23 protein-coding genes are annotated in these 20,608 nt (G+C 32.3%); 20 read left to right on the top strand and 3 right to left on the bottom strand.

The window, feature by feature from the left end; all coding sequences use genetic code 11:
* The first annotated feature begins 3 nt into the window (after positions 1–3).
* The 15 genes from lpxA to hisIE all read left to right on the top strand — a co-directional run bounded on the left by lpxA (position 4) and on the right by hisIE (position 14,234).
* Positions 4–789: an acyl-ACP--UDP-N-acetylglucosamine O-acyltransferase gene (gene lpxA, locus EJA19_RS11605; RefSeq protein ID WP_125468541.1), complete on the top strand. Its 786-nt coding sequence runs from the start codon at positions 4–6 to the stop codon at positions 787–789.
* Between the two features lie 3 nt (positions 790–792).
* The gene (gene efp, locus EJA19_RS11600; RefSeq protein ID WP_125468540.1) at positions 793–1,359 is read left to right on the top strand and encodes an elongation factor P; all 567 of its coding nucleotides are present in this window, start codon (positions 793–795) and stop codon (positions 1,357–1,359) included.
* Between the two features lie 6 nt (positions 1,360–1,365).
* Positions 1,366–2,310, top strand: a complete 945-nt coding sequence (locus EJA19_RS11595) for a UDP-3-O-(3-hydroxymyristoyl)glucosamine N-acyltransferase (RefSeq protein ID WP_125468539.1) — start codon at positions 1,366–1,368, stop codon at positions 2,308–2,310.
* Between the two features lie 92 nt (positions 2,311–2,402).
* Entirely contained in the window at positions 2,403–3,275 is an 873-nt protein-coding gene (gene sucD / locus EJA19_RS11590) for a succinate--CoA ligase subunit alpha (RefSeq protein WP_125468538.1), read from the top strand.
* A 110-nt stretch (positions 3,276–3,385) separates the two neighbouring features.
* Complete coding sequence (fabG, locus tag EJA19_RS11585) at positions 3,386–4,132, top strand: 3-oxoacyl-[acyl-carrier-protein] reductase (RefSeq protein WP_125468537.1); 747 nt, start codon at positions 3,386–3,388, stop codon at positions 4,130–4,132.
* 3 nt (positions 4,133–4,135) lie between these two features.
* Positions 4,136–6,160 (top strand): VWA domain-containing protein, encoded by a 2,025-nt coding sequence (locus tag EJA19_RS11580; protein ID WP_125468536.1) that lies wholly within the window; start codon positions 4,136–4,138, stop codon positions 6,158–6,160.
* 12 nt (positions 6,161–6,172) lie between these two features.
* Positions 6,173–6,988 (top strand): prohibitin family protein, encoded by an 816-nt coding sequence (locus tag EJA19_RS11575; protein WP_125468535.1) that lies wholly within the window; start codon positions 6,173–6,175, stop codon positions 6,986–6,988.
* Positions 6,989–7,226: 238 nt separating this feature from the next.
* The gene (gene hisG, locus EJA19_RS11570) at positions 7,227–8,084 is read left to right on the top strand and encodes an ATP phosphoribosyltransferase (RefSeq protein ID WP_125468534.1); all 858 of its coding nucleotides are present in this window, start codon (positions 7,227–7,229) and stop codon (positions 8,082–8,084) included.
* Positions 8,084–9,382 carry a histidinol dehydrogenase gene (gene hisD, locus EJA19_RS11565; protein WP_125468533.1) on the top strand — a complete coding sequence of 433 codons (1,299 nt, stop codon included), beginning with the start codon at positions 8,084–8,086 and terminating at the stop codon, positions 9,380–9,382. The genes hisG and hisD overlap by 1 nt, the downstream gene beginning before the upstream one ends.
* 2 nt (positions 9,383–9,384) lie before the next feature.
* Positions 9,385–10,431: a histidinol-phosphate transaminase gene (gene hisC / locus EJA19_RS11560; RefSeq protein ID WP_125468532.1), complete on the top strand. Its 1,047-nt coding sequence runs from the start codon at positions 9,385–9,387 to the stop codon at positions 10,429–10,431.
* Positions 10,431–11,567: a bifunctional histidinol-phosphatase/imidazoleglycerol-phosphate dehydratase HisB gene (gene hisB / locus EJA19_RS11555; protein WP_125468531.1), complete on the top strand. Its 1,137-nt coding sequence runs from the start codon at positions 10,431–10,433 to the stop codon at positions 11,565–11,567. The genes hisC and hisB overlap by 1 nt, the downstream gene beginning before the upstream one ends.
* Positions 11,567–12,148 carry an imidazole glycerol phosphate synthase subunit HisH gene (gene hisH / locus EJA19_RS11550; RefSeq protein WP_125468530.1) on the top strand — a complete coding sequence of 194 codons (582 nt, stop codon included), beginning with the start codon at positions 11,567–11,569 and terminating at the stop codon, positions 12,146–12,148. The genes hisB and hisH overlap by 1 nt, the downstream gene beginning before the upstream one ends.
* 10 nt (positions 12,149–12,158) lie before the next feature.
* Complete coding sequence (gene hisA / locus EJA19_RS11545; protein WP_125468529.1) at positions 12,159–12,881, top strand: 1-(5-phosphoribosyl)-5-[(5-phosphoribosylamino)methylideneamino]imidazole-4-carboxamide isomerase; 723 nt, start codon at positions 12,159–12,161, stop codon at positions 12,879–12,881.
* A 1-nt stretch (position 12,882) separates the two neighbouring features.
* A complete protein-coding gene (hisF, locus tag EJA19_RS11540) occupies positions 12,883–13,638 on the top strand; it encodes an imidazole glycerol phosphate synthase subunit HisF (RefSeq protein ID WP_125468528.1) in 756 nt (251 codons plus the stop codon).
* The gene (hisIE, locus tag EJA19_RS11535) at positions 13,638–14,234 is read left to right on the top strand and encodes a bifunctional phosphoribosyl-AMP cyclohydrolase/phosphoribosyl-ATP diphosphatase HisIE (protein WP_125468527.1); all 597 of its coding nucleotides are present in this window, start codon (positions 13,638–13,640) and stop codon (positions 14,232–14,234) included. The genes hisF and hisIE overlap by 1 nt, the downstream gene beginning before the upstream one ends.
* A gap of 40 nt (positions 14,235–14,274) precedes the next feature.
* Here the strand turns inward: hisIE and EJA19_RS11530 are convergent, their stop codons facing one another.
* Positions 14,275–14,697 (bottom strand): hypothetical protein, encoded by a 423-nt coding sequence (locus tag EJA19_RS11530; RefSeq protein ID WP_125468526.1) that lies wholly within the window; start codon positions 14,695–14,697, stop codon positions 14,275–14,277.
* Positions 14,698–14,788: 91 nt separating this feature from the next.
* On the opposite strand from EJA19_RS11530, the gene EJA19_RS11525 reads away from it, so the two are divergent.
* A complete protein-coding gene (locus tag EJA19_RS11525) occupies positions 14,789–15,580 on the top strand; it encodes a tRNA pseudouridine synthase A (protein WP_125468525.1) in 792 nt (263 codons plus the stop codon).
* A 62-nt stretch (positions 15,581–15,642) separates the two neighbouring features.
* On the top strand, positions 15,643–16,473 hold the full coding sequence (locus EJA19_RS11520; RefSeq protein ID WP_125468524.1) for a CvfB family protein: 831 nt from the start codon (positions 15,643–15,645) through the stop codon (positions 16,471–16,473).
* Positions 16,474–16,476: 3 nt separating this feature from the next.
* On the opposite strand, the gene EJA19_RS11515 is transcribed toward EJA19_RS11520, so the two are convergent.
* Entirely contained in the window at positions 16,477–16,905 is a 429-nt protein-coding gene (locus tag EJA19_RS11515; RefSeq protein ID WP_125468523.1) for a hypothetical protein, read from the bottom strand.
* Positions 16,906–17,009: 104 nt separating this feature from the next.
* On the opposite strand from EJA19_RS11515, the gene EJA19_RS11510 reads away from it, so the two are divergent.
* The 3 genes from EJA19_RS11510 (at position 17,010) to EJA19_RS11500 (ending at position 19,639) form a co-directional block, all read left to right on the top strand.
* Complete coding sequence (locus EJA19_RS11510) at positions 17,010–17,849, top strand: 1,4-dihydroxy-2-naphthoyl-CoA synthase (protein ID WP_125468522.1); 840 nt, start codon at positions 17,010–17,012, stop codon at positions 17,847–17,849.
* 21 nt (positions 17,850–17,870) lie between these two features.
* Positions 17,871–18,773, top strand: a complete 903-nt coding sequence (menA, locus tag EJA19_RS11505; protein WP_125468521.1) for a 1,4-dihydroxy-2-naphthoate octaprenyltransferase — start codon at positions 17,871–17,873, stop codon at positions 18,771–18,773.
* Between the two features lie 188 nt (positions 18,774–18,961).
* The gene (locus tag EJA19_RS11500) at positions 18,962–19,639 is read left to right on the top strand and encodes a metal-dependent hydrolase (RefSeq protein WP_125468520.1); all 678 of its coding nucleotides are present in this window, start codon (positions 18,962–18,964) and stop codon (positions 19,637–19,639) included.
* A 62-nt stretch (positions 19,640–19,701) separates the two neighbouring features.
* On the opposite strand, the gene EJA19_RS11495 is transcribed toward EJA19_RS11500, so the two are convergent.
* The gene (locus EJA19_RS11495) at positions 19,702–20,553 is read right to left on the bottom strand and encodes a universal stress protein (RefSeq protein WP_125468519.1); all 852 of its coding nucleotides are present in this window, start codon (positions 20,551–20,553) and stop codon (positions 19,702–19,704) included.
* Positions 20,554–20,608 lie beyond the last annotated feature (55 nt).

The raw sequence follows: 20,608 nt of genomic DNA, 5'->3' as shown, positions 1-20,608 counted from the left end.
CTTATGAATCAACCACTTGCTTACGTTCACCCAGGAGCAAAGATTGCTAAAAATGTTGTAATAGAACCTTTTTCTACAATTCACAATAACGTTGTTATAGGTGAAGGAACTTGGATAGGCAGTAATGTTACCATTATGGAAGGTGCTAGAATAGGAAAAAACTGTAATATTTTCCCTGGAGCCGTTATTTCAGCTGTTCCTCAAGATCTTAAATATAACGATGAAGACACTACGGTAGAAATAGGCGATAACGTAACAATAAGAGAATGCGTTACCATTAATCGTGGCACAACAGATAAAATGAAAACCGTTGTTGGCGATAATTGCTTAATCATGGCGTATTGCCATATTGCTCACGATTGTATTGTAGGAAACAATTGTATTTTCTCTAATAATTCAACATTAGCCGGACATATAAATGTTGGCGATTATGTTGTTTTGGCAGGTATGACAGCAGTTCACCAGTTTTGCTCTATAGGAAATCATGCGTTTGTAACAGGAGGATCTTTAGTAAGAAAAGATGTACCACCGTTTGTAAAAGCAGCACGTGAACCCTTATCTTATGTTGGGATTAACTCTGTAGGATTAAGGCGCCGAGGCTTTTCAACCGAAAAAATTAGAGAAATTCAAGATATATACAGAATACTTTATCAAAAAAATTATAATAATACCCAAGCAGCCGATATTATTGAAGCTGAAATGGAAGCCACGCCTGAGCGTGATGAAATTCTTCAGTTTATCAAAGATTCACAACGCGGTATTATGAAAGGATACTTTAAATCAAATTAATTTATGGCAAATACATCAGATATTAGAAACGGACTTTGTATTCGTTACAATCATGATATTTATAAAATTGTAGAGTTTTTACACGTAAAACCAGGTAAAGGACCTGCTTTTGTAAGAACAAAACTTAAAAGTGTTACTACAGGAAAGGTTATCGAGAATACCTTTTCAGCTGGACATAAAATAGATGATGTACGTGTAGAAACACATCAATTTCAGTTTTTATACAACGATGGCGAGTTTTTCCATTTTATGAACACGGCTGATTATACACAAATTAGACTTTTAGAAGCCGCTTTAGACCGACCAGACTTGTTAAAAGAAGGCGAAGTTGTAACGGTTATTATTAATACCGAAGACAACATGCCGCTTTCTGTTGAAATGCCAGCAAGTGTTATACTAGAAGTAACCCACACCGAGCCTGGAGTAAAAGGAAATACAGCAACCAATGCAACAAAACCGGCAACAGTAGAAACAGGAGCAGAAGTTAATGTCCCTCTATTTATTAATGAAGGTGACAAAATAAAAATTGAAACTGAAAAGGGAACATACAAAGAACGTATTAAAGAATAATCAGTTTTGAAATTTCCTAAACCCTATACACTTCAAGAAATCGCCACTTTAATAGATTGCGATTTTGTTGGAGATAAAACGTTTCCTGTATTAGGCATGAACGAAATTCATGTTGTAGAAGAAGGCGACATTGTTTTTGTAGATCATCCAAAATACTACGATAAAGCTTTAAATTCAGCAGCAACAATTGTTTTAATTAATAAGGATGTAGATTGCCCAGAAGGCAAAGCATTATTAATTAGTGACGATCCTTTTCGTGATTTTAATAAACTAACACAGCATTTTAAACCCTTTCAAGCAAGTCACGTTTCTATTTCTGAAACAGCTAGAATAGGGAAGAATTCAATAATTCAACCCAATTGCTTTATAGGTAATAATGTCGTTATTGGTGATAATTGTATCATACACTCCAATGTAAGTATTTACGATGATACGATTATTGGAGATAATGTTATCATTCATGCAGGAACAGTTCTAGGAGCAAGTGGTTTTTACTATAAAAATAGACCAGAAGCTTATGATCAACTCCTTTCTGGAGGTCGCGTTATTATAGAAAACGACGTACATATTGGAGCCGCATGTACTATAGATAAAGGGGTAACGGGTGATACAACTATCGGAGAAGGTTCAAAACTAGATAATCAAATACAAATAGGTCATGATACTGTAATAGGTAAAAAGTGCTTAATCGCATCGCAAACAGGAATAGCCGGTTGTGTTGTTGTAAAAGATAACGTAACCATTTGGGGGCAAGTTGGCATTAAAAGTGGTATTACCTTGGCCGAAGGAACTGTGCTATATGCGCAATCTGGATTAGGTCACTCAACAGATGAAGGTAAAACCTATTTTGGCTCACCAGCAGTTGAAGCCCGTGAAATGTTTAAACAAATGGCTTACATAAAAGAAATTCCTAATATACTTAAGCGTCTTAAAAGAGATAAAAAAGCCTAAATAACTTTAAAATAAAACAAGAAAATACTTTATAAATAAAGAGCAAAAACTTACTTTTGTTTCGTTATAAAAACAATAAAAATCAGATTTAAATGAGTGTTTTAGTAAATAAAGATTCAAAAATAATAGTTCAAGGATTTACAGGTAGTGAAGGTACTTTTCACGCTGGTCAAATGATTGACTATGGAACCAATGTAGTTGGTGGTGTAACACCAGGAAAAGGTGGGCAAACACACCTAGACAAGCCAGTTTTTAATACAGTAAAAGAAGCTGTAGATAAAGTTGGAGCAGATACAACTATTATTTTTGTACCGCCTGCATTTGCTGGTGATGCTATTATGGAAGCAGCCGATGCTGGTATAAAAGTTATTATAACTATTACCGAAGGAATACCTGTAGCCGATATGATTAAGGCTTCAGATTATATAAAAGACAAAGACTGTAGATTAATTGGCCCAAATTGCCCAGGAGTTATCACTCCAGGAGAAGCAAAAGTTGGTATCATGCCAGGGTTTGTTTTTAAACAAGGAAAAGTAGGTATCGTATCTAAATCTGGAACATTAACTTACGAAGCAGCCGACCAAGTTGTAAAGCAAGGTTTAGGAATTACAACTGCCATTGGTATTGGTGGAGATCCAATTATTGGAACAACAACTAAAGAAGCGGTTGAGTTATTAATTAACGACCCAGAAACGGAAGCTGTTGTTATGATTGGTGAAATAGGTGGACAATTAGAAGCCGATGCCGCTAACTGGTATAAGGAAAGTGGTAGCAAAAAGCCTGTTGTAGGGTTTATTGCTGGTGAAACGGCTCCTGCTGGACGTACCATGGGACACGCTGGTGCCATTGTAGGTGGTAGTGACGATACTGCGCAAGCAAAAAAGAAAATTATGCGCGAATGTGGTATCCACGTTGTAGACTCTCCTGCCGAAATAGGAAAAAAAGTAGCCGAAGTATTAGGCTAAATACATAAGAATATTCAATAAAAAACCTCACAAGAATTTGTGAGGTTTTTTTTATTTCATACAACTTGTAATTAGTATATTTGAGCATCAACTAATATTGTAATTAAACTATGAAATTATTAGAAGGAAAAACAGCCATAATAACTGGTGGTAGTCGCGGTATAGGTAAAGGGATTGCACAAGTTTTTGCACAACAAGGTGCTAATGTGGCTTTCACTTATAGCTCTTCAGTTGAAGCTGCAAATGAACTTGAAAAAGAACTTAATGCTTTAGGAGTTAAAGCCAAAGGTTACCAAAGTAATGCTGCCGATTTTAAGCAATCGCAAGACCTATCAGCAGAAGTTGTTAAGGAGTTTGGAAGCATTGATATTCTGGTTAATAATGCAGGAATTACTAAAGATAATTTGTTAATGCGTATTAGTGAAGAAGACTTTGACAAAGTAATAGAAGTCAACCTAAAATCGGTTTTTAATATGACAAAAGCCGTACAACGCACCATGTTAAAACAACGAAAAGGATCTATTATAAACATGAGCTCAGTTGTTGGCGTTAAAGGTAATGCAGGACAAACAAACTATGCTGCTTCGAAAGCAGGAATAATAGGATTTTCTAAATCTGTAGCATTGGAGTTAGGGTCTAGAAACATAAGAAGTAATGTGGTTGCACCCGGTTTTATTGAAACCGAAATGACAGCAAAGTTAGATGAAGATACCGTTCAAGGTTGGCGCGATGCTATTCCTTTAAAACGTGGTGGAACACCAGAAGATATTGCCAATGCATGTGTATTTTTAGCGAGTGATATGAGTGCCTACATTACAGGACAAACCTTAAATGTAGATGGTGGAATGTTAACATAATTTATGAATACAGAAACCCTACTATATATTATATTATCTGGAGTTATAGCGCTATTATTAGCGCTATTTCAGTATAAATATAGATCTAAAACTAAAAATATTTTTTTAACGTTTTTACGGTTTCTTAGTCTGTTTGCCATATTTATTTTATTAGTAAACCCAAAAATAGAAACAAAACAGACCTACATACAAAAACCTTCTTTGGCCATTGTTTTAGATAACTCTAATTCTATTAATTACTTTAAACAAGAAACAGAAGTTAAGCAACTGTTATCTGAAGTAAAATCACGAGCAGATTTATCGAGAAAATTTAATATTGACTATTTTACCTTTGGCAAAACCTTAAGTAAAAGTGACAGTCTGACGTTCTCTGAAAAACAATCGAATATAAGCGATGTTTTTACACAACTTCAACAAATTTATACCAATCAAACAGCGCCAACAATTCTGGTAACAGATGGAAATCAAACCTTTGGAAGCGATTACTCTTTTGTTTCTAAAAACTATAACCAGGTAGTTTATCCTGTAGTTGTAGGTGATACCACGGCACACAGCGACTTAAAAATTCAACAATTAAATACAAATAAATACGCGTATTTAAAGAATAAATTCCCAGTGGAAGCTATTGTAGTATATCACGGGCAAAAAAACATAAGTACTACATTAACTGTTAAACAAGGAGATGCTGTTATTTTTACCAAGCCTTTATCATTTTCAAAAGAAAACACATCTGATGTTGTTACATTTTATTTACCAGCTAATAAAGTAGGCGTGCAAACTTACAAAGTACATGTTAATGCCATAACAGGAGAAAAAAACACCTTAAATAATACCAAAAATTTCGCTGTTGAAGTTATAGACGAAAAGACCAAAGTTGCCATTGTAAGTAGTATAACTCATCCAGATATTGGTGCCATAAAAAAAAGTATAGAAACCAACGAACAACGCCAATGCGATATAATATCTCCAGGAGAGTTTATAGCGCGTGTTAACGACTATCAATTGGCTATTTTATATCAGCCTGATAGTAAATTTAAGCCCATAATTAATGCTTTAAAACAAACACCTATAAACACCTTTATTATTGCAGGAACTAAGACCAATTGGCAGTTGCTTAATAGTGAAAATTTAGGATTTAAACACGATATAAATAATCAAACCGAAGCATTTCAAGCACAGTTAAACCCAAGCTATTCAAATTTTATTATAGAGGATTTAGCTTTTTCAAGCTTTCCACCATTAAAAGGTGTTTTTGGCGATATTTCTTTTGAAAAAAATCATAGTATCCTTCTTTACAAGCAAATAGGGAATGTAATTACCGAGTCGCCACTTTTAGTGACGACCGAAAATAATGGTGCTCGAAATGCCGTATTGTTAGGAGAAAATATATGGCAGTGGCGAGCGCAAAGTTATTTAAACTCCTCATCGTTTAATACTTTTGACAATTTTACAGGAAAACTTATTCAATATTTGGCCTCGAAAAAACGAAAAGACAGATTGGTATTAGATTATAATTCGTTTTACGAAGGAAGTACACAGGTTATTTTAAAAGCCCAATACTTTAATAAAAACTATGAGTTTGATGCCAGAGAGAAGTTACATATCCGTTTAACAAACAAAAAAACGCAAGAAACTTTTGAATACCCATTAGTTTTAAAAAATAATTACTTTGAAGTTAATTTAAGCAACTTACCACCTGCCGACTATGACTTTACCGTTAAAACAGCAAATTCAAACTTATCAAAATCTGCTAGTTTTAAAATATTAGCGTACAACATAGAACAACAATTTTTAAATGCAGATGTAACAAAACTATCCCAAATAGCAACTAATAGTAAAGGAAACCTATTTTTCTCATCAAATTACAAGTTACTTTTTAATAACTTGCTTAAAGATGAAAGGTTTAAACCCATTCAAAAAACAACAAAAACAACATTGCCCTTAATAAATTGGAAATACCTTTTGGCGTTTATTGTTTTTTGCTTATCGTTAGAATGGTTTATCAGAAAATATAAAGGACTAATTTAAAAACACTAACACATGGAAAGATTACCCAAAATTGCATTACCATTCGTGGTATTACTTATTTTTATTGTTATTCTTATTTCAAAATCGGCTGTCACCATAGATTCTGGTGAAGCAGGCGTTTTATACAAAAGATTTGGAGGTGGCGTTGTTACAGATGAACCAGCCTTAGGAGAAGGGTTTCATATTGTAGCCCCTTGGAATAAAGTGTATGTTTATGAAGTACGCCGTCAAGAGATTTTTGAAAAAATGAAAGTGCTTTCTTCAAACGGATTAGACATTCAACTAGATGCTTCAACGTGGTATAAACCAGAAATTAATAACTTAGGAAAGTTACACCAAGAAATTGGTGAGGACTATTTAAACAGAATTATTTTGCCAACCATTCGTTCTGCAGCAAGAAGTGTTGTTGGACGCTACACACCAGAGCAATTATATTCTAGCAAACGTGATGCTATTCAAGCCGAAATTTTTGAAGAAACTAAAAAAATTGTAGACGATCAGCATATTGTTATTGATGAGATTTTGGTTAGAGATGTTACTTTACCACCAACAATTAAAGATGCGATTGAACGTAAATTACGTCAAGAACAAGAGTCTTTAGAGTATGAGTTTAGGTTAGAAAAAGCCCGAAAAGAAGCTGAACGCCAACGTATTGAAGCAAAAGGAAAAGCCGATGCTAATAAAATATTAAGTGCATCGCTAACCGATAAAATTTTACAAGATAAAGGTATTGAAGCTACCAACAAACTATCGGAATCTCCTAATAGCAAAGTGGTTATAATAGGTTCTGGAGAATCTGGTATGCCTATTATTTTAGGAAATCAATAATTAAAATTTGGATTTCTAAATTATTTTTTGAAACCTTTGTTTGGTTAAAGAAAACAAATGACTTTTATTCAATTACACCATCATCATTTTCATACTTGCACTCAAGCGAGCTGAAAATGTATTGACTAAATTGAAGTAAAATATATTGAAACCCGTTTGAGTAAATCAAACGGGTTTTTTGTTTTCTATAATACCATAAACCTTCATTTGATTTACTCAAACACAATAAACATTAAGAATGAGTAAATTAAAAATTGCTGTACAAAAATCAGGTAGGTTACATGACGATTCTATGAAAATACTAAAAGATATTGGTGTTTTTGTAGATAATGGTAAAGACCAGTTAAAAACCTCGGCCGCCAATTTTCCTTTAGAAATTTTTTATTTACGTAACGGCGACATCCCTCAGTACCTAAAGGACGGTATTGTTGATGCTGCAATTATTGGTGAAAATGTGCTTTTTGAAAAAGCAGATAATATTACCGTAATAGAAAAGTTAGGTTTTTCAAAATGTAAAGTATCTATCGCAATACCCAAAACCAAGCAATATTCAAGTATCAAAGACTTACAAGGTAAGCGTATTGCAACATCTTACCCTAATACTGTAACCAAATTTTTAAATAAAAATAATGTTTCAGCCAATTTGCACATTATTAATGGTTCGGTAGAAATTGCACCAAATATAGGTTTGGCTCATGCTATTGTAGATATTGTATCAAGTGGAAATACATTATTTAAAAATAATCTTAAAGAGGTAGATGTTTTATTAAAATCTGAAGCTGTTTTAGCAGTATCTCCTAAAATACATAATATACAAAAAAGTATACTAAGCAAACTACAGTTTAGAATACAATCGGTTTTAAAAAGTCGTCAAAACAAATATGTACTATTAAATATCCCAAATGAAAAAATCAAAGACATTATAAATATACTTCCAGGTATGAATAGTCCTACTATTATACCATTAGCTAGAAGCGGATGGAGCTCTTTACACTCCGTAATTAATAAAAACACATTTTGGGAAGTTATAGATGAGCTTAAAGCAAACGGCGCAGAAGGAATATTAGTTTGTCCAATAGAAAATATGATACTGTAATGAAAACAATTATAAATCCTAAATCATCTGATTGGTCCGAGATTTTAAAACGACCAACCCAAACTATTAATAACATTGAACAAACTGTTAATGAAATTTTTAATGATGTAGAACGTCAAGGAGACAAAGCAATAATAAAATACACAACAATATTTGATGGTGTTGAGCTTAAGAACTATAAAGTTTCAAAGAAAGAAGTTGATGATGCATGTAAAAAAATATCAGAAAACTTAAAAGCAGCTATATATATGGCTAAAGATAATATTGAAGCTTTTCATGCTGCTCAAAAAACATCCAAAATAGAGATTGAAACTTCACCTGGAGTTCGATGCTGGCAAGAAAAACGTCCTATAGAAAAAATAGGATTATACATTCCAGGAGGAACAGCGCCATTATTTTCTACGGTATTAATGTTAGCAATTCCAGCAAAAATAGCAGGTTGCAAAGATATTGTAATTTGTACGCCACCAAATAAAGAAGGAGATATAGCAAAAGAAATTTTATTTACTGCTCAACTTTGTGGGGTAAAAAAAATTATAAAAGTAGGAGGTATTCAAGCTATAGCTGGAATGACATTTGGCACCAAAACAATACCTCAGGTTTATAAAATATTTGGTCCGGGAAATCAATTTGTTACTATAGCGAAACAATTGGCAATTAAACATGGTGTAGCTATAGACATGCCTGCTGGGCCAAGCGAGTTGTTGGTATATGCCGACGATTCTGCAAAGGCTTCTTATGTGGCATCAGACCTGCTTAGCCAAGCCGAACATGGTGTAGATAGTCAGGTAATTTTAATATCGACTTCAGAATCTCTTATTGAAAGCGTAAAAACTGAAATTTCTATTCAAATTAAAGAGTTGCCTAGGAAATCTATTGCAGAACAAGCGATACAAAATTCAAAATTAATTTTAGTAGAAAGTGATGATATAGCTTTAAAAATGATTAATGAATATGCTCCAGAACACTTTATAATTTGTGCTAAAAATGAAGCGTTATTTATTAATAAAATTAATAATGCAGGATCTATTTTTATAGGAAATTTCACCCCTGAAAGTGCTGGTGATTACGGTTCTGGCACTAACCACACTTTACCAACAAATGGGTTTAGCAAAATGTACTCTGGAGTAAACTTAAATAGTTTTACAAAAAGTATCACCTTTCAAAAAATCACTAAAAAAGGATTGAAAAATATAGGTGAAACCATAGAAATTATGGCAGATGCCGAAGGGTTACAAGCTCATAAAAAAGCTGTTTCCATTAGACTTAATGATATAATAAAATCAAGCAAAAAATAACAATGAATCGCTCATTTAATATAGAAAACTTAATAAGACCATCGGTAAAATTAGTCACACCATATTCTTCTGCAAGAGAGGAATATAAGAGTTTTAATAACAATATGATTTTTTTAGATGCCAACGAAAACCCTTATAATAATGGATTAAACCGTTACCCAGATCCACAACAAATAAAAGTAAAAGAATGCCTTTCAGAATTAAAAAATATTGATATTGATAATATCTTTTTAGGAAATGGTAGTGACGAAGTGTTGGATTTATTAATTCGTTCCTTTTGCGAACCTAAGAAAGACCAAATCATAATTTTACCACCAACATACGGTATGTACCAAGTGTTGGCAAACATAAATAATGTGTCAAGTACTTTAGTACCACTTGATGATAAGTTTCAATTACAAGTAGAAAATATTTTAAACGCTACAACAAACAATACAAAAATATTATTTCTCTGTTCGCCTAATAATCCATCTGGAAATCATTTTAAATCAAAGGACATTGAATTATTACTTAACAGTTTTAATGGGATTGTTGTTCTTGATGAAGCATATATCGATTTTTCAACTCAGGAAAGCTGGTTAAATAGATTAGATCATTTCCCTAATCTAGTAATTACGCAAACATTATCAAAAGCTTTTGGTATGGCTGGAATTAGGCTGGGAGTATGCTATGCATCAAAAACAATTGTTAATATCTTAAATAAGATAAAATTGCCATATAATGTTAATACGCTAACTCAACAATATGCTTTGCAGCAACTACAAAAAACAGAGAAGATAAAAAGCAGAATTCAAATTATAATAAAACAAAGAGAACTTTTAAAAACAGCTTTAAAAGAGATCTCATTTGTAAAGCAAGTTTTTCCAACAGAAACAAACTTTATTTTAGTTAAGGTGGACAATGCTACAAAAAGATACCAGCAACTAATTAATAAAGGAATTGTTGTACGAAACCGAACATCTCAATTTGGCTGTAAGAACTGCTTGCGTTTCACTATAGGAACTAGCCGTGAAAATACCGTATTAATCAACACCTTAAAAACACTATAATGGCGCAGAAAGTATTATTTATAGATAGAGATGGCACATTAATAAAAGAGCCTAAAGATGAACAAATAGATGCTTTTGAAAAGCTAGAATTTTATCCAAAAGTATTTCAGTATTTAAGCAAAATAACAAACGAGTTAGATTATGAATTGGTTATGATAACTAATCAAGATGGGTTAGGCACAGTAGCTTTTCCAGAAAATACATTTTGGCCAGTGCATAATTTTATAATGAAAACCTTTAAAGCCGAAGGAATCGTTTTTAAAGAGGAGATTATTGACCGAACTTTTGCAAAAGATAATGCCCCAACAAGAAAGCCAAATACAGGCTTATTAACCACGTATTTTTCCGAGAAGTATGATTTAAAAAACTCATTTGTAATAGGAGATCGCTTAACCGATATTCAACTAGCCAAAAACTTAAACGCAAAAGGTATTTTTATTAATAACCAATCATATTTAGGAAGTGAGGAAATTACGGTAAAACGAGAGGAGTTAAATCCTTATATAGCATTAGAAACCAAAAACTGGCAAGAAATTTACGAGTTTTTAAAACTAACCGATAGAACAGCTACTATAGTAAGAAATACTAACGAAACACAAGTAGCAATTCAATTAAATCTTGATGGAACAGCAAAGAGTAACATAAATACAGGAATAGCTTTTTTTAATCATATGTTAGATCAAATTTCACGTCATAGTCAAGTAGATTTAGACATTAAAGTTAATGGCGATTTAGAGGTTGATGAACATCACACTATTGAGGATACAGCGATTGCTTTAGGAAACGCTTTTAATAAGGCTTTGGGGTATAAATTAGGTATTGAACGTTATGGGTTTTGTTTACCAATGGATGACTGTTTAGCTCAAGTAGCTATCGATTTTGGTGGCAGAAATTGGTTAGTATGGAATGCCAATTTTAAACGTGAAATGATAGGAAAAATGCCTACAGAAATGTTTTATCATTTTTTTAAATCGTTTACTGATGGTGCTAAATGTAATTTGAATATTAAAGCAGAAGGAATTAACGAGCACCATAAAATTGAAGCCATTTTTAAAGCTTTTGCTAAAGCTATTAAAATGGCTATAAAACGAGATGCCGAAAATATGATGTTACCATCAACAAAAGGGGTTTTATAATGAAAGTTGTTATTATAGATTACGGAGCAGGAAATATTAAAAGTATACAATTTGCATTTCAGCGTTTAGGCATAAACACAGAATTAACAAGTAGCAAATCCACCATTCTAAAAGCCGATAAAGTTATTTTTCCTGGTGTAGGAGAGGCTAGTAGCGCAATGAACATGTTACAACACTCTAGTTTGGACAGATTAATACCAAACCTACAACAACCTGTTTTAGGCATCTGCTTAGGAATGCAGTTGCTGTGTAAATACACAGAGGAAGGAAGTACTCATGGACTAGGTATTTTTGATGTAAAAGTGAAAAAATTTGATACTCGTGTAAAAGTTCCGCAAGTAGGATGGAATGTTATTAAAGATTTGAAATCTGACGTATTTGTTGGAATTCCTGAAAAATCATACATGTATTTGGTACATAGCTATTATGCTGAAATCTGTGATGAAACCATTTCAAAGACAGATTATGGACTAGAATATACGTCGGCTTTGCAAAAAAAAAATTTTTATGGAGTTCAATTTCATCCAGAAAAAAGTGGTGATTTAGGCGAACAGATTTTAAAAAACTTTATAGAAATTTAAAAAGAAAGATATGCGTATCATACCTGCAATAGATATTATAAATGGTAAATGTGTAAGATTAACAAAAGGCAATTACAATACTAAAAAAATATATAATGAAAACCCTTTAGAAGTTGCTAAACACTTTGAAAGTGTTGGTGTTAAACACATTCATTTAGTCGATTTAGATGGTGCTAAATCCAACCGAATTATTAATTATAACATATTAGAACAAATTGCAACTGAAACAAATTTAAGTATAGATTTTGGTGGCGGCTTAAAATCTGATGAGGATTTGTATATAGCTTTTAGTTCTGGTGCAAAACAAGTTACAGGTGGGAGTATAGCAGTTAAAAGTCCTAACGTTTTTGATAACTGGATTCGTAAATATGGTCAAAATAAAATTATTCTTGGTGCCGATTGTAAAGATGAAAAAATTGCCACTAATGGTTGGCAAGAACAAAGTAATTTAGCTCTTATTCCATTTATAAAAAATTATCAGAAAAAAGGAATTCAATATGTGATTTGTACAGATATTTCTAAAGACGGTATGCTGGAAGGACCATCGTTAGACTTATATAGAAACATTATTTCAAAATGTAATGATAATCCTATAAAACTAATAGCGTCAGGCGGGGTGTCTAATATTAATGAATTACATATACTAAAAAACATAGGTTGTGAAGGTGTTATTATAGGAAAGGCTTTGTATGAAAATAAAATCACATTAAAAGAATTAGAAAAATTTATTTAAGATGCTGACAAAACGTATAATTCCTTGTTTAGATATTAAAGATGGACGGACTGTAAAAGGTATTAATTTTGTGAATCTTAGAGATGCTGGTGATCCCGTTGAATTAGCAAAACAATACGCTAAAAAAGGTGCAGACGAACTTGTTTTTTTAGATATTTCGGCAACTAAAGAAGCCAGAAAAACCACTAGAGAAATGGTTTTAAAAGTTGCAGAACAAGTAAATATTCCCTTTACTGTTGGTGGGGGAATTTCCTCTGTAGAAGATGTATATATTCTTTTAAATAATGGTGCAGACAAAATATCAATTAACTCATCTGCAGTTAAGCGTCCAGAGTTGATTAATAATTTAGCTAATAAGTATGGAAGTCAGTGTGTAGTTGTTGCCATTGATGCTAAGAAGATTAATAGCTCTTGGAACGTACATTTAGCTGGTGGCAGTATCCCAACAAAAATAGATGTATTTGATTGGGCCAAAGAGGTTGAGTCTCGAGGAGCAGGAGAAATATTATTTACTTCAATGAATCATGATGGCACTAAAAATGGTTTTGCAAATGACGTCCTTGCTAAATTGTCTTCAGAATTAAATATTCCAGTTATTGCATCAGGTGGGGCAGGAAAACAACAACATTTCATAGATGTGTTTAAACAAGGAAAAGCCGATGCGGCTTTAGCTGCTAGCGTGTTTCATTTTGGTGAAATAAACATTGTCGATTTAAAGAAAACATTAAAACAACAACAAATAGAAGTACGACTCTAATGAAAATAAATTTTAAAAAAAATATAGATGGCCTTGTTCCAGTAATTATTCAAGACTCTGAAACCAAAACAGTTCTAATGCTGGGCTATATGAATGAGGAAGCTTATAAAAAAACCATAAAAACTAAAGTGGTTACCTTCTATAGTAGATCGAAACAGCGTTTATGGACTAAAGGTGAAGAAAGTGGACACTATTTAAAGCTTGTAAATATTAAAAGTGATTGCGATAATGACACATTATTAATTCAGGTAAAACCAACAGGCACAGTTTGCCATAAAGGTAGTGATACATGTTGGGGAGAAAGTAACATATCATCTTATGGGTTTATCTCTAAATTAGAAACAATTATAACAAACAGAATAGAAAACAGCGATTCAAATCAATCTTATGTGGCTTCACTATTTTCAAAAGGAATAAATAAAATAGCTCAAAAAGTAGGGGAAGAAGCTGTTGAAGTTATTATTGAAGCTAAAGATAGTAATGATAATCTGTTTTTAAACGAAACAGCCGATCTATTATTTCATTACTTAATACTATTACAAGCCAAAGGATTTAGTATCAACGATGTTGTTAATATACTAAAAAAAAGGCATTAGAGCTTGTCTAATGCCTTCAGTTACATTGTATAAATATTCCTTAGGAAATCCATTGTTTTTTTGAAGCGTATTGAGAAAACCAAACCAAGAAAACAGCAAAAACTACAATAGCTGTGGTCATTCCCATATTGTCTAAATGGCCTTCGGCAAACGAATATCCCATTTGGATAAGTACAGCCAACAAGGATACCCAGAATAATAATTTAGCAATCATTTTTCTTATAAAAAGTGCTAAACATCCTAAAACACCACTAAAAACAGCAATAGCAAATACTGCTGTGTACCAAGCAGGCATGCTGTTAATTATATTAAGTTGTTCTTCAGTATAACCGCTTCTCCAAGCTTCGGTATTATAAGCTTGTCCTAAATATTGCATAACCCCCATAGCATTCCATATAAGAGCAATAACGGCTATAACCCAATACCAAATGGGGGGCTTTTTTGTAGTTGATTCTGTTGTCATAAAATTAATTTTAATTGGTTAGTTACAGTACAAGTTAGGAAAAATTTGCCATATAATTAAAAAAAGCTACTTTCGGCCATTAGAAATTATCATGTCAGCATTCGCACCTAAAAAATATTATTACGTTTTCAAAATCCAGTATTTAGGGTATCGTTTTCATGGTTGGCAAAAACAACCTAATTTAAAAACGTTGCATTTAATGATAGATAGAACATTTAAATATGTTCTAGAAGGAAAACCATTTAAAACACTAACCTCAGGAAGGACAGACGCAATGGTATCGGCTAACGAAACAGCGTTTGAGTTGTTTTTAGAGCATGAAATAGAAAACCATACGGAGTTCTTGGAGTGGTTTAACTATAATTTACCACAAGACATAAGAGCATTATCTATAACAGAAGTAGATAACAAGTTTAATATTATACAGCACCCTAAGGTTAAAGAATATATTTATCTTTTTGCTCATGGTGAAAAATGTCACCCATTTTGTGCGTCAATTTTAACGACTATCTTAGATAAGCTTGATATAGACATTATGGTGAAAGGCGCCAAGTTGTTTGAAGGCTCTCATAACTTTAAAGACTATTGTTATAAAGCTACAGGAGAGGGTAAGTACGAACGAACTATTTTTACTTGCGAGATAGTTGAAAATACAGCATACACCGCCAATTTTTTTCCAAAAAAAACCTATATGTTGCGAGTACAAGGCGAAGGGTTTGGGCGAAATCAAATAAGACTTATGATGGGAGCCTTAATAAGATTAGGCAAAGGCGATATAACTTTGGACTATATTAAAAAGTCTCTTAAAACCCCCAGCGAAACACCTTACTACTACATTGCTCCAGCCTCTGGTTTAATTTTAAATAAATTAGACTTTAAATAAAATGTAGTATTGTAAAGCTTTCTACTAGTATTAAATTCAGGAAATAAGATTACCTTTGCATCATGATAAATTTAGGAGAATACAATACATTAGAAATACTAAGAGAAAGAGAGCCAGGATTATTTCTTGGCGATCAAGACGATAATGAAATTCTGTTACCAAACAGATATGTTCCTAAAGAGTTTAATATAGGAGATCACATAGAAGTTTTCGTGTATTTAGATAATGAAGAACGTCCTGTTGCTACAACCGATAAACCCTATATAAAAAAAGGCGATTTTGCATTATTACGTTGTAACGAAGTCAATAAATATGGTGCTTTTTTAGACTGGGGAATGGTTAAAGAATTGTTTTGTCCGTTTAAGGAACAAGCCTTTAAAATGACGCCTGGTTTATGGTATTTTGTATATTGTTATTTAGATGAAGAAACCAATAGATTAGCAGCCTCTAGTAAAACAAACCATTTTTTAGATAACACAAATTTAACTGTAGAAAAATTTGATGAAGTTGATATTATTATCTCACATCCAAGCGAATTTGGTATGAATGTCGTAGTTAACAAAAAACATTTGGGTCTAATTTTCAAGGATAATATCTTTAAAGAACTTAATATAGGCGATCGTATGAAAGGCTATGTTAAAAAAGTACGTCACGATAATAAGTTAGATATTGTTCTTAATCAAATAGGGTATAAAAATATTGAACCTACAGCAGAAAAAATACTCCAAGAATTAGAAGACAATAGCGGCTTTTTACCACTTCATGATAAATCATCACCAGAAGACATAAAAGAAGCACTAGAAATGAGTAAAAAAAGCTTTAAAAAAGCTATAGGCTCTCTATACAAACAAAAAATAATAGATATTAAAAACGATGGTATCTATTTAAAATAAAAGCTATTTAAGCTTGATTTGTGTTTTATAAATAGCCATTTCATTTGTCACCCAATTAGACGCCGCCAAAAGAGAGGTAAAACGTTCTCGTTTTAAATTAAAATAGTAGTCTTCAACCGCTAAAACTCGTTTTGCGCTTAGATTGTAAGTCACGATTGCATAAGTATGTATTTGATTAAGTTTTTCAAAATGCTTATTCATATCTATAACATCTATAGAATATGAATTTATCCGGTTAGATATAAAACCGTATGATTCACCGTTATAGTAATCAAGCAATAAATCATAAACTTCTTTTAAATCGCTAAAAGAAACACAAACCCCTTGCTTAAATTCAGCTATTAAGTAATTTTCAAAAAAATGAAAATCGCCAATTTCAAGACAATAAGTTGCCTCAACATGCTTAGCTAAAGGAGATTTTAAAACTTTCATAATCAATAATTAATCAAGCAAAATTACATCGTACCAATAGTCTATTTAAAAAAATAAATAGTTATTAGATGTAATTACTTATTTTTACGGCGAAATAGATTATTATGAGTAAAATTGACTGGCAAACAGTAAAGGAATACGAAGATATTACCTACAAAAAGTGTGATGGTGTAGCACGAATAGCGTTTAACAGACCTAATATTAGAAATGCCTTTCGCCCAAAAACAACAAGCGAATTATATGATGCCTTTTATCATGCCAATGAAGATACAAGTATTGGCGTAGTGTTACTTTCTGCAGAAGGGCCATCGACAAAAGATGGTATCTGGAGTTTTTGTTCTGGCGGCGACCAAAAAGCTCGAGGGCATCAAGGATATGTAGGAGACGATGGCTACCACAGATTAAATATTTTAGAAGTTCAACGGTTAATACGCTTTATGCCAAAAGCTGTTATTGCTGTCGTTCCTGGCTGGGCTGTTGGTGGCGGACACAGTTTACACGTAGTATGCGATTTAACTTTAGCCAGTAAAGAACATGCCATTTTTAAACAAACCGACGCCGATGTTACAAGTTTCGATGGCGGTTACGGTTCAGCTTATTTAGCCAAAATGGTTGGACAGAAAAAAGCGCGCGAAATTTTCTTTTTAGGAAGAAACTATTCCGCACAAGAAGCTTACGACATGGGAATGGTTAATGCAGTTATTCCTCATGAAGATTTAGAAAATACGGCCTATGAATGGGCTCAAGAAATATTAGCAAAGTCTCCTATATCTATAAAAATGCTAAAATTTGCCATGAACCTTACCGACGATGGCATGGTTGGCCAACAAGTGTTTGCTGGTGAAGCAACCAGACTTGCATACATGACAGATGAAGCAAAAGAAGGACGTAATGCTTTTCTAGAGAAAAGGAAACCTAATTTTGATAAAAAATGGATTCCTTAATCTAAAAAAATCACTCTTTTTATGAGCAATTTTAAAAAGTGGCTTTCTGCCTTTAGGTTAAGAACATTACCACTTTCCTTGTCAGGAATAATTATAGCAGGCTCTTTGGCCGAATATAATGGTGTTTTTAAGCTAAGTACTTTTGTTTTAGCCTTATTAACAACGATAAGCTTACAAATTTTATCTAATATAGCGAACGATTATGGCGATGGCACTAAAGGTACAGATAACGACGATAGAATAGGGCCTAAACGCGCCATTCAGAGTGGCGATATATCACCATCACAAATGTTTAGTGCTATTAAAATTAATATTCTTATTACTATTTTATTAGCCTTTTTACTTGTTTTTACATCTTTTGGTTCTAAAAATGTGTTATTAGCTTTTATTTTTATTGGCTTAGGAGTCCTTTCTATTTATGCCGCTTTAAAATACACTGTAGGCGATAATCCCTATGGATATAAAGGTCTAGGCGATATTTTTGTATTTGTCTTTTTTGGGCTTGTTAGTGTTATAGGCTGCTATATTTTATTTGCTAAAAAAATTGATCATATTACCATATTGCCAGCTTTTACAATAGGTTTACTTAGTGTTGGCGTATTAAACCTTAATAACTTAAGAGATATTGAATCTGATAGAAAAGCCAATAAAAACACCATTGCTGTTAAATTAGGGTTTAATAAAGCAAAAAGGTATCATTATACGTTAATTGGTTTAGCCATTTTGTCGTCTTTTATGTATGGTATATTGTACTACGTTTCTATATGGAATATTGTGTTTTTTATAACTTATATTCCTTTAATTGCTCATATATTACGAGTAAAAAGAACAACCAATCCTGTAAATTTAGATCCTGAACTAAAAAAGTTAGCCTTAACAACATTCCTTTTAAGTGTCTTATTAGCTATAGGTCATTTGCTTTAATATTTAACACTTAAACTATTGTTGTTTAGATGTTTAATTTGTATTTTTAAAAGGTAGATATTATTTATCAACATAATGAAGTGCTTAAAAAGCTTCATATTTTTGGGATTAAAAACTCAAACAGATTTTTAATAAAGTTTGTTTGAGTTTTTGTATTTTGAACCAGTAACTAAAAAATAAATCTTGACATGAAAATTACTTTTTACGGACACGCCTCTTTAGGTATTCAAGTAGGAGACATTCATATTTTGGTAGATCCATTTATAAGTGCAAATGAAAAAGCATCTCATATAGATATAAACAATTTAAAAGCTGATTATATTTTAGTAACTCATGCACATCAGGATCATATTCTTGATGTAGAGACCATTGCAAAACAAACCGATGCCGTTATTGTTTCAAACTTTGAAATTGCCACACATTATCAAAATAAAGGATTTGAAGTACACCCTATGAACCATGGCGGTTCTTGGGATTTTGAATTTGGCACCGTTAAATATGTTAATGCTATTCATACATCGTCTTTTCCAGATGGTAGTTACGGTGGGCAACCAGGTGGCTTTGTTATAGAAGGTGAGCACAAAAATATTTATATAGCAGGCGATACGGCATTAACTATGGATATGAAGTTAATTCCGTTACAAACAAAGTTAGACTTAGCAATTCTTCCTATAGGAGATAATTTTACTATGGGAATTAATGATGCTATTTTGGCGAGCGACTTTGTAGCATGTGATAAAGTTTTAGGCTATCATTTTGATACGTTTGGTTACATAGAAATAGACCATGAAGAAGCTAAACGAAAGTTTTTCGATAAAAATAAAGACTTAATGCTTCTTGAAATAGGAGAGAATATCGAGTTATAAAACAATATGATTTGTTAAAAAAAAGTCCACTAAAGTTTAATTACTAAGTGGACTTTCTTTGTTTAAAAATCGGTTTCATTAAATATAATTAATGGCACTTTAGCATGGTGACTTATAGACTTACTTTGACTTTTATTAAATAATCTTTCAAAAAAGCCATGTTTTTTAGCAATGACACACATCATATCCAATTGGCGACTCTCACTAAATATTCTTGTTCCTAATTCTACAGAAACATCTGTTAAATTATAAAAAGTAGTAGGTACAGGCTTTAAATAACTTTCTAATTCAATTTTGCTTGATAACATTTCTGCCGTTAACTCTTTGTGCTTATTTAAGATGTGTACTACAGATATTTTAGATTCGTAATGCGTGGCAATATCTTTTAATAAATCTAACCCTTTATCGTACGACTTTATTGAGAAATCTACAGCAAAACCAATTTCTTTTACATCTTTTAAAACCACATTTGTAGGAACAGCTATAATTGGGCATGACAATTTACCAATAAGGTTTGCTGTGTTACTACCTAAAGTAATTTCTTTTAAACCACTAGCTCCTTTGGTGCCTAAAATAACAGCATCTATACCTAGTTCGTTAACTTGTGTTTCTACAGCATCTGTAAAATAATCATTAGCTATTATTGTTTTAAAGGTATGGTTTTCGTTTAATGGTAGACTATTTATTTGTTTTAACACTTTCTGTAATCCTAAGGTAGCTTCATTTTTTATAGACTCCATAATTACAGAATTAGCGCGTTTGGATGTCACTGCTGTAGAAGGTGCAGAAACTTGTGGCTCATAAGAATGCATTAAATAAAACGTACACTCGCCATCTTGAAATAGATTTATAGCGTATTCTATAGCTTCCCAGGAATTTTGCGAAAAATCTGTAGGTAGTAATATATTTTTCATGAATTTGTTCTTTAAATTGATTGTTAGCTAAATTTAAAAAATTTTTATCTAATTA

This window comes from Mangrovimonas spongiae (assembly GCF_003944795.1).
Taxonomy (GTDB): domain Bacteria; phylum Bacteroidota; class Bacteroidia; order Flavobacteriales; family Flavobacteriaceae; genus Mangrovimonas; species Mangrovimonas spongiae.
Note: the sequence above shows the minus strand (reverse complement) of the source record. Positions and strands in the feature narration are given on the sequence as shown.

Bases quoted from the DNA above. Each gene is read 5' to 3' on its own strand.
- hisC (WP_125468532.1), top strand. From the start codon at position 9,385: ATGAATCGCTCATTTAATATAGAAAACTTAATAAGACCATCGGTAAAA.
- lpxA (WP_125468541.1), top strand. From the start codon at position 4: ATGAATCAACCACTTGCTTACGTTCACCCAGGAGCAAAGATTGCTAAA.
- EJA19_RS11580 (WP_125468536.1), top strand. From the start codon at position 4,136: ATGAATACAGAAACCCTACTATATATTATATTATCTGGAGTTATAGCG.
- menA (WP_125468521.1), top strand. From the start codon at position 17,871: ATGAGCAATTTTAAAAAGTGGCTTTCTGCCTTTAGGTTAAGAACATTA.
- hisG (WP_125468534.1), top strand. From the start codon at position 7,227: ATGAGTAAATTAAAAATTGCTGTACAAAAATCAGGTAGGTTACATGAC.
- EJA19_RS11510 (WP_125468522.1), top strand. From the start codon at position 17,010: ATGAGTAAAATTGACTGGCAAACAGTAAAGGAATACGAAGATATTACC.
- hisF (WP_125468528.1), top strand. From the start codon at position 12,883: ATGCTGACAAAACGTATAATTCCTTGTTTAGATATTAAAGATGGACGG.
- hisIE (WP_125468527.1), top strand. From the start codon at position 13,638: ATGAAAATAAATTTTAAAAAAAATATAGATGGCCTTGTTCCAGTAATT.
- hisH (WP_125468530.1), top strand. From the start codon at position 11,567: ATGAAAGTTGTTATTATAGATTACGGAGCAGGAAATATTAAAAGTATA.
- EJA19_RS11495 (WP_125468519.1), bottom strand. From the start codon at position 20,553: ATGAAAAATATATTACTACCTACAGATTTTTCGCAAAATTCCTGGGAA.
- sucD (WP_125468538.1), top strand. From the start codon at position 2,403: ATGAGTGTTTTAGTAAATAAAGATTCAAAAATAATAGTTCAAGGATTT.
- EJA19_RS11530 (WP_125468526.1), bottom strand. From the start codon at position 14,697: ATGACAACAGAATCAACTACAAAAAAGCCCCCCATTTGGTATTGGGTT.
- EJA19_RS11525 (WP_125468525.1), top strand. From the start codon at position 14,789: ATGTCAGCATTCGCACCTAAAAAATATTATTACGTTTTCAAAATCCAG.
- fabG (WP_125468537.1), top strand. From the start codon at position 3,386: ATGAAATTATTAGAAGGAAAAACAGCCATAATAACTGGTGGTAGTCGC.
- efp (WP_125468540.1), top strand. From the start codon at position 793: ATGGCAAATACATCAGATATTAGAAACGGACTTTGTATTCGTTACAAT.
- EJA19_RS11520 (WP_125468524.1), top strand. From the start codon at position 15,643: ATGATAAATTTAGGAGAATACAATACATTAGAAATACTAAGAGAAAGA.
- EJA19_RS11515 (WP_125468523.1), bottom strand. From the start codon at position 16,905: ATGAAAGTTTTAAAATCTCCTTTAGCTAAGCATGTTGAGGCAACTTAT.
- hisA (WP_125468529.1), top strand. From the start codon at position 12,159: ATGCGTATCATACCTGCAATAGATATTATAAATGGTAAATGTGTAAGA.
- hisB (WP_125468531.1), top strand. From the start codon at position 10,431: ATGGCGCAGAAAGTATTATTTATAGATAGAGATGGCACATTAATAAAA.
- EJA19_RS11500 (WP_125468520.1), top strand. From the start codon at position 18,962: ATGAAAATTACTTTTTACGGACACGCCTCTTTAGGTATTCAAGTAGGA.
- hisD (WP_125468533.1), top strand. From the start codon at position 8,084: ATGAAAACAATTATAAATCCTAAATCATCTGATTGGTCCGAGATTTTA.
- EJA19_RS11575 (WP_125468535.1), top strand. From the start codon at position 6,173: ATGGAAAGATTACCCAAAATTGCATTACCATTCGTGGTATTACTTATT.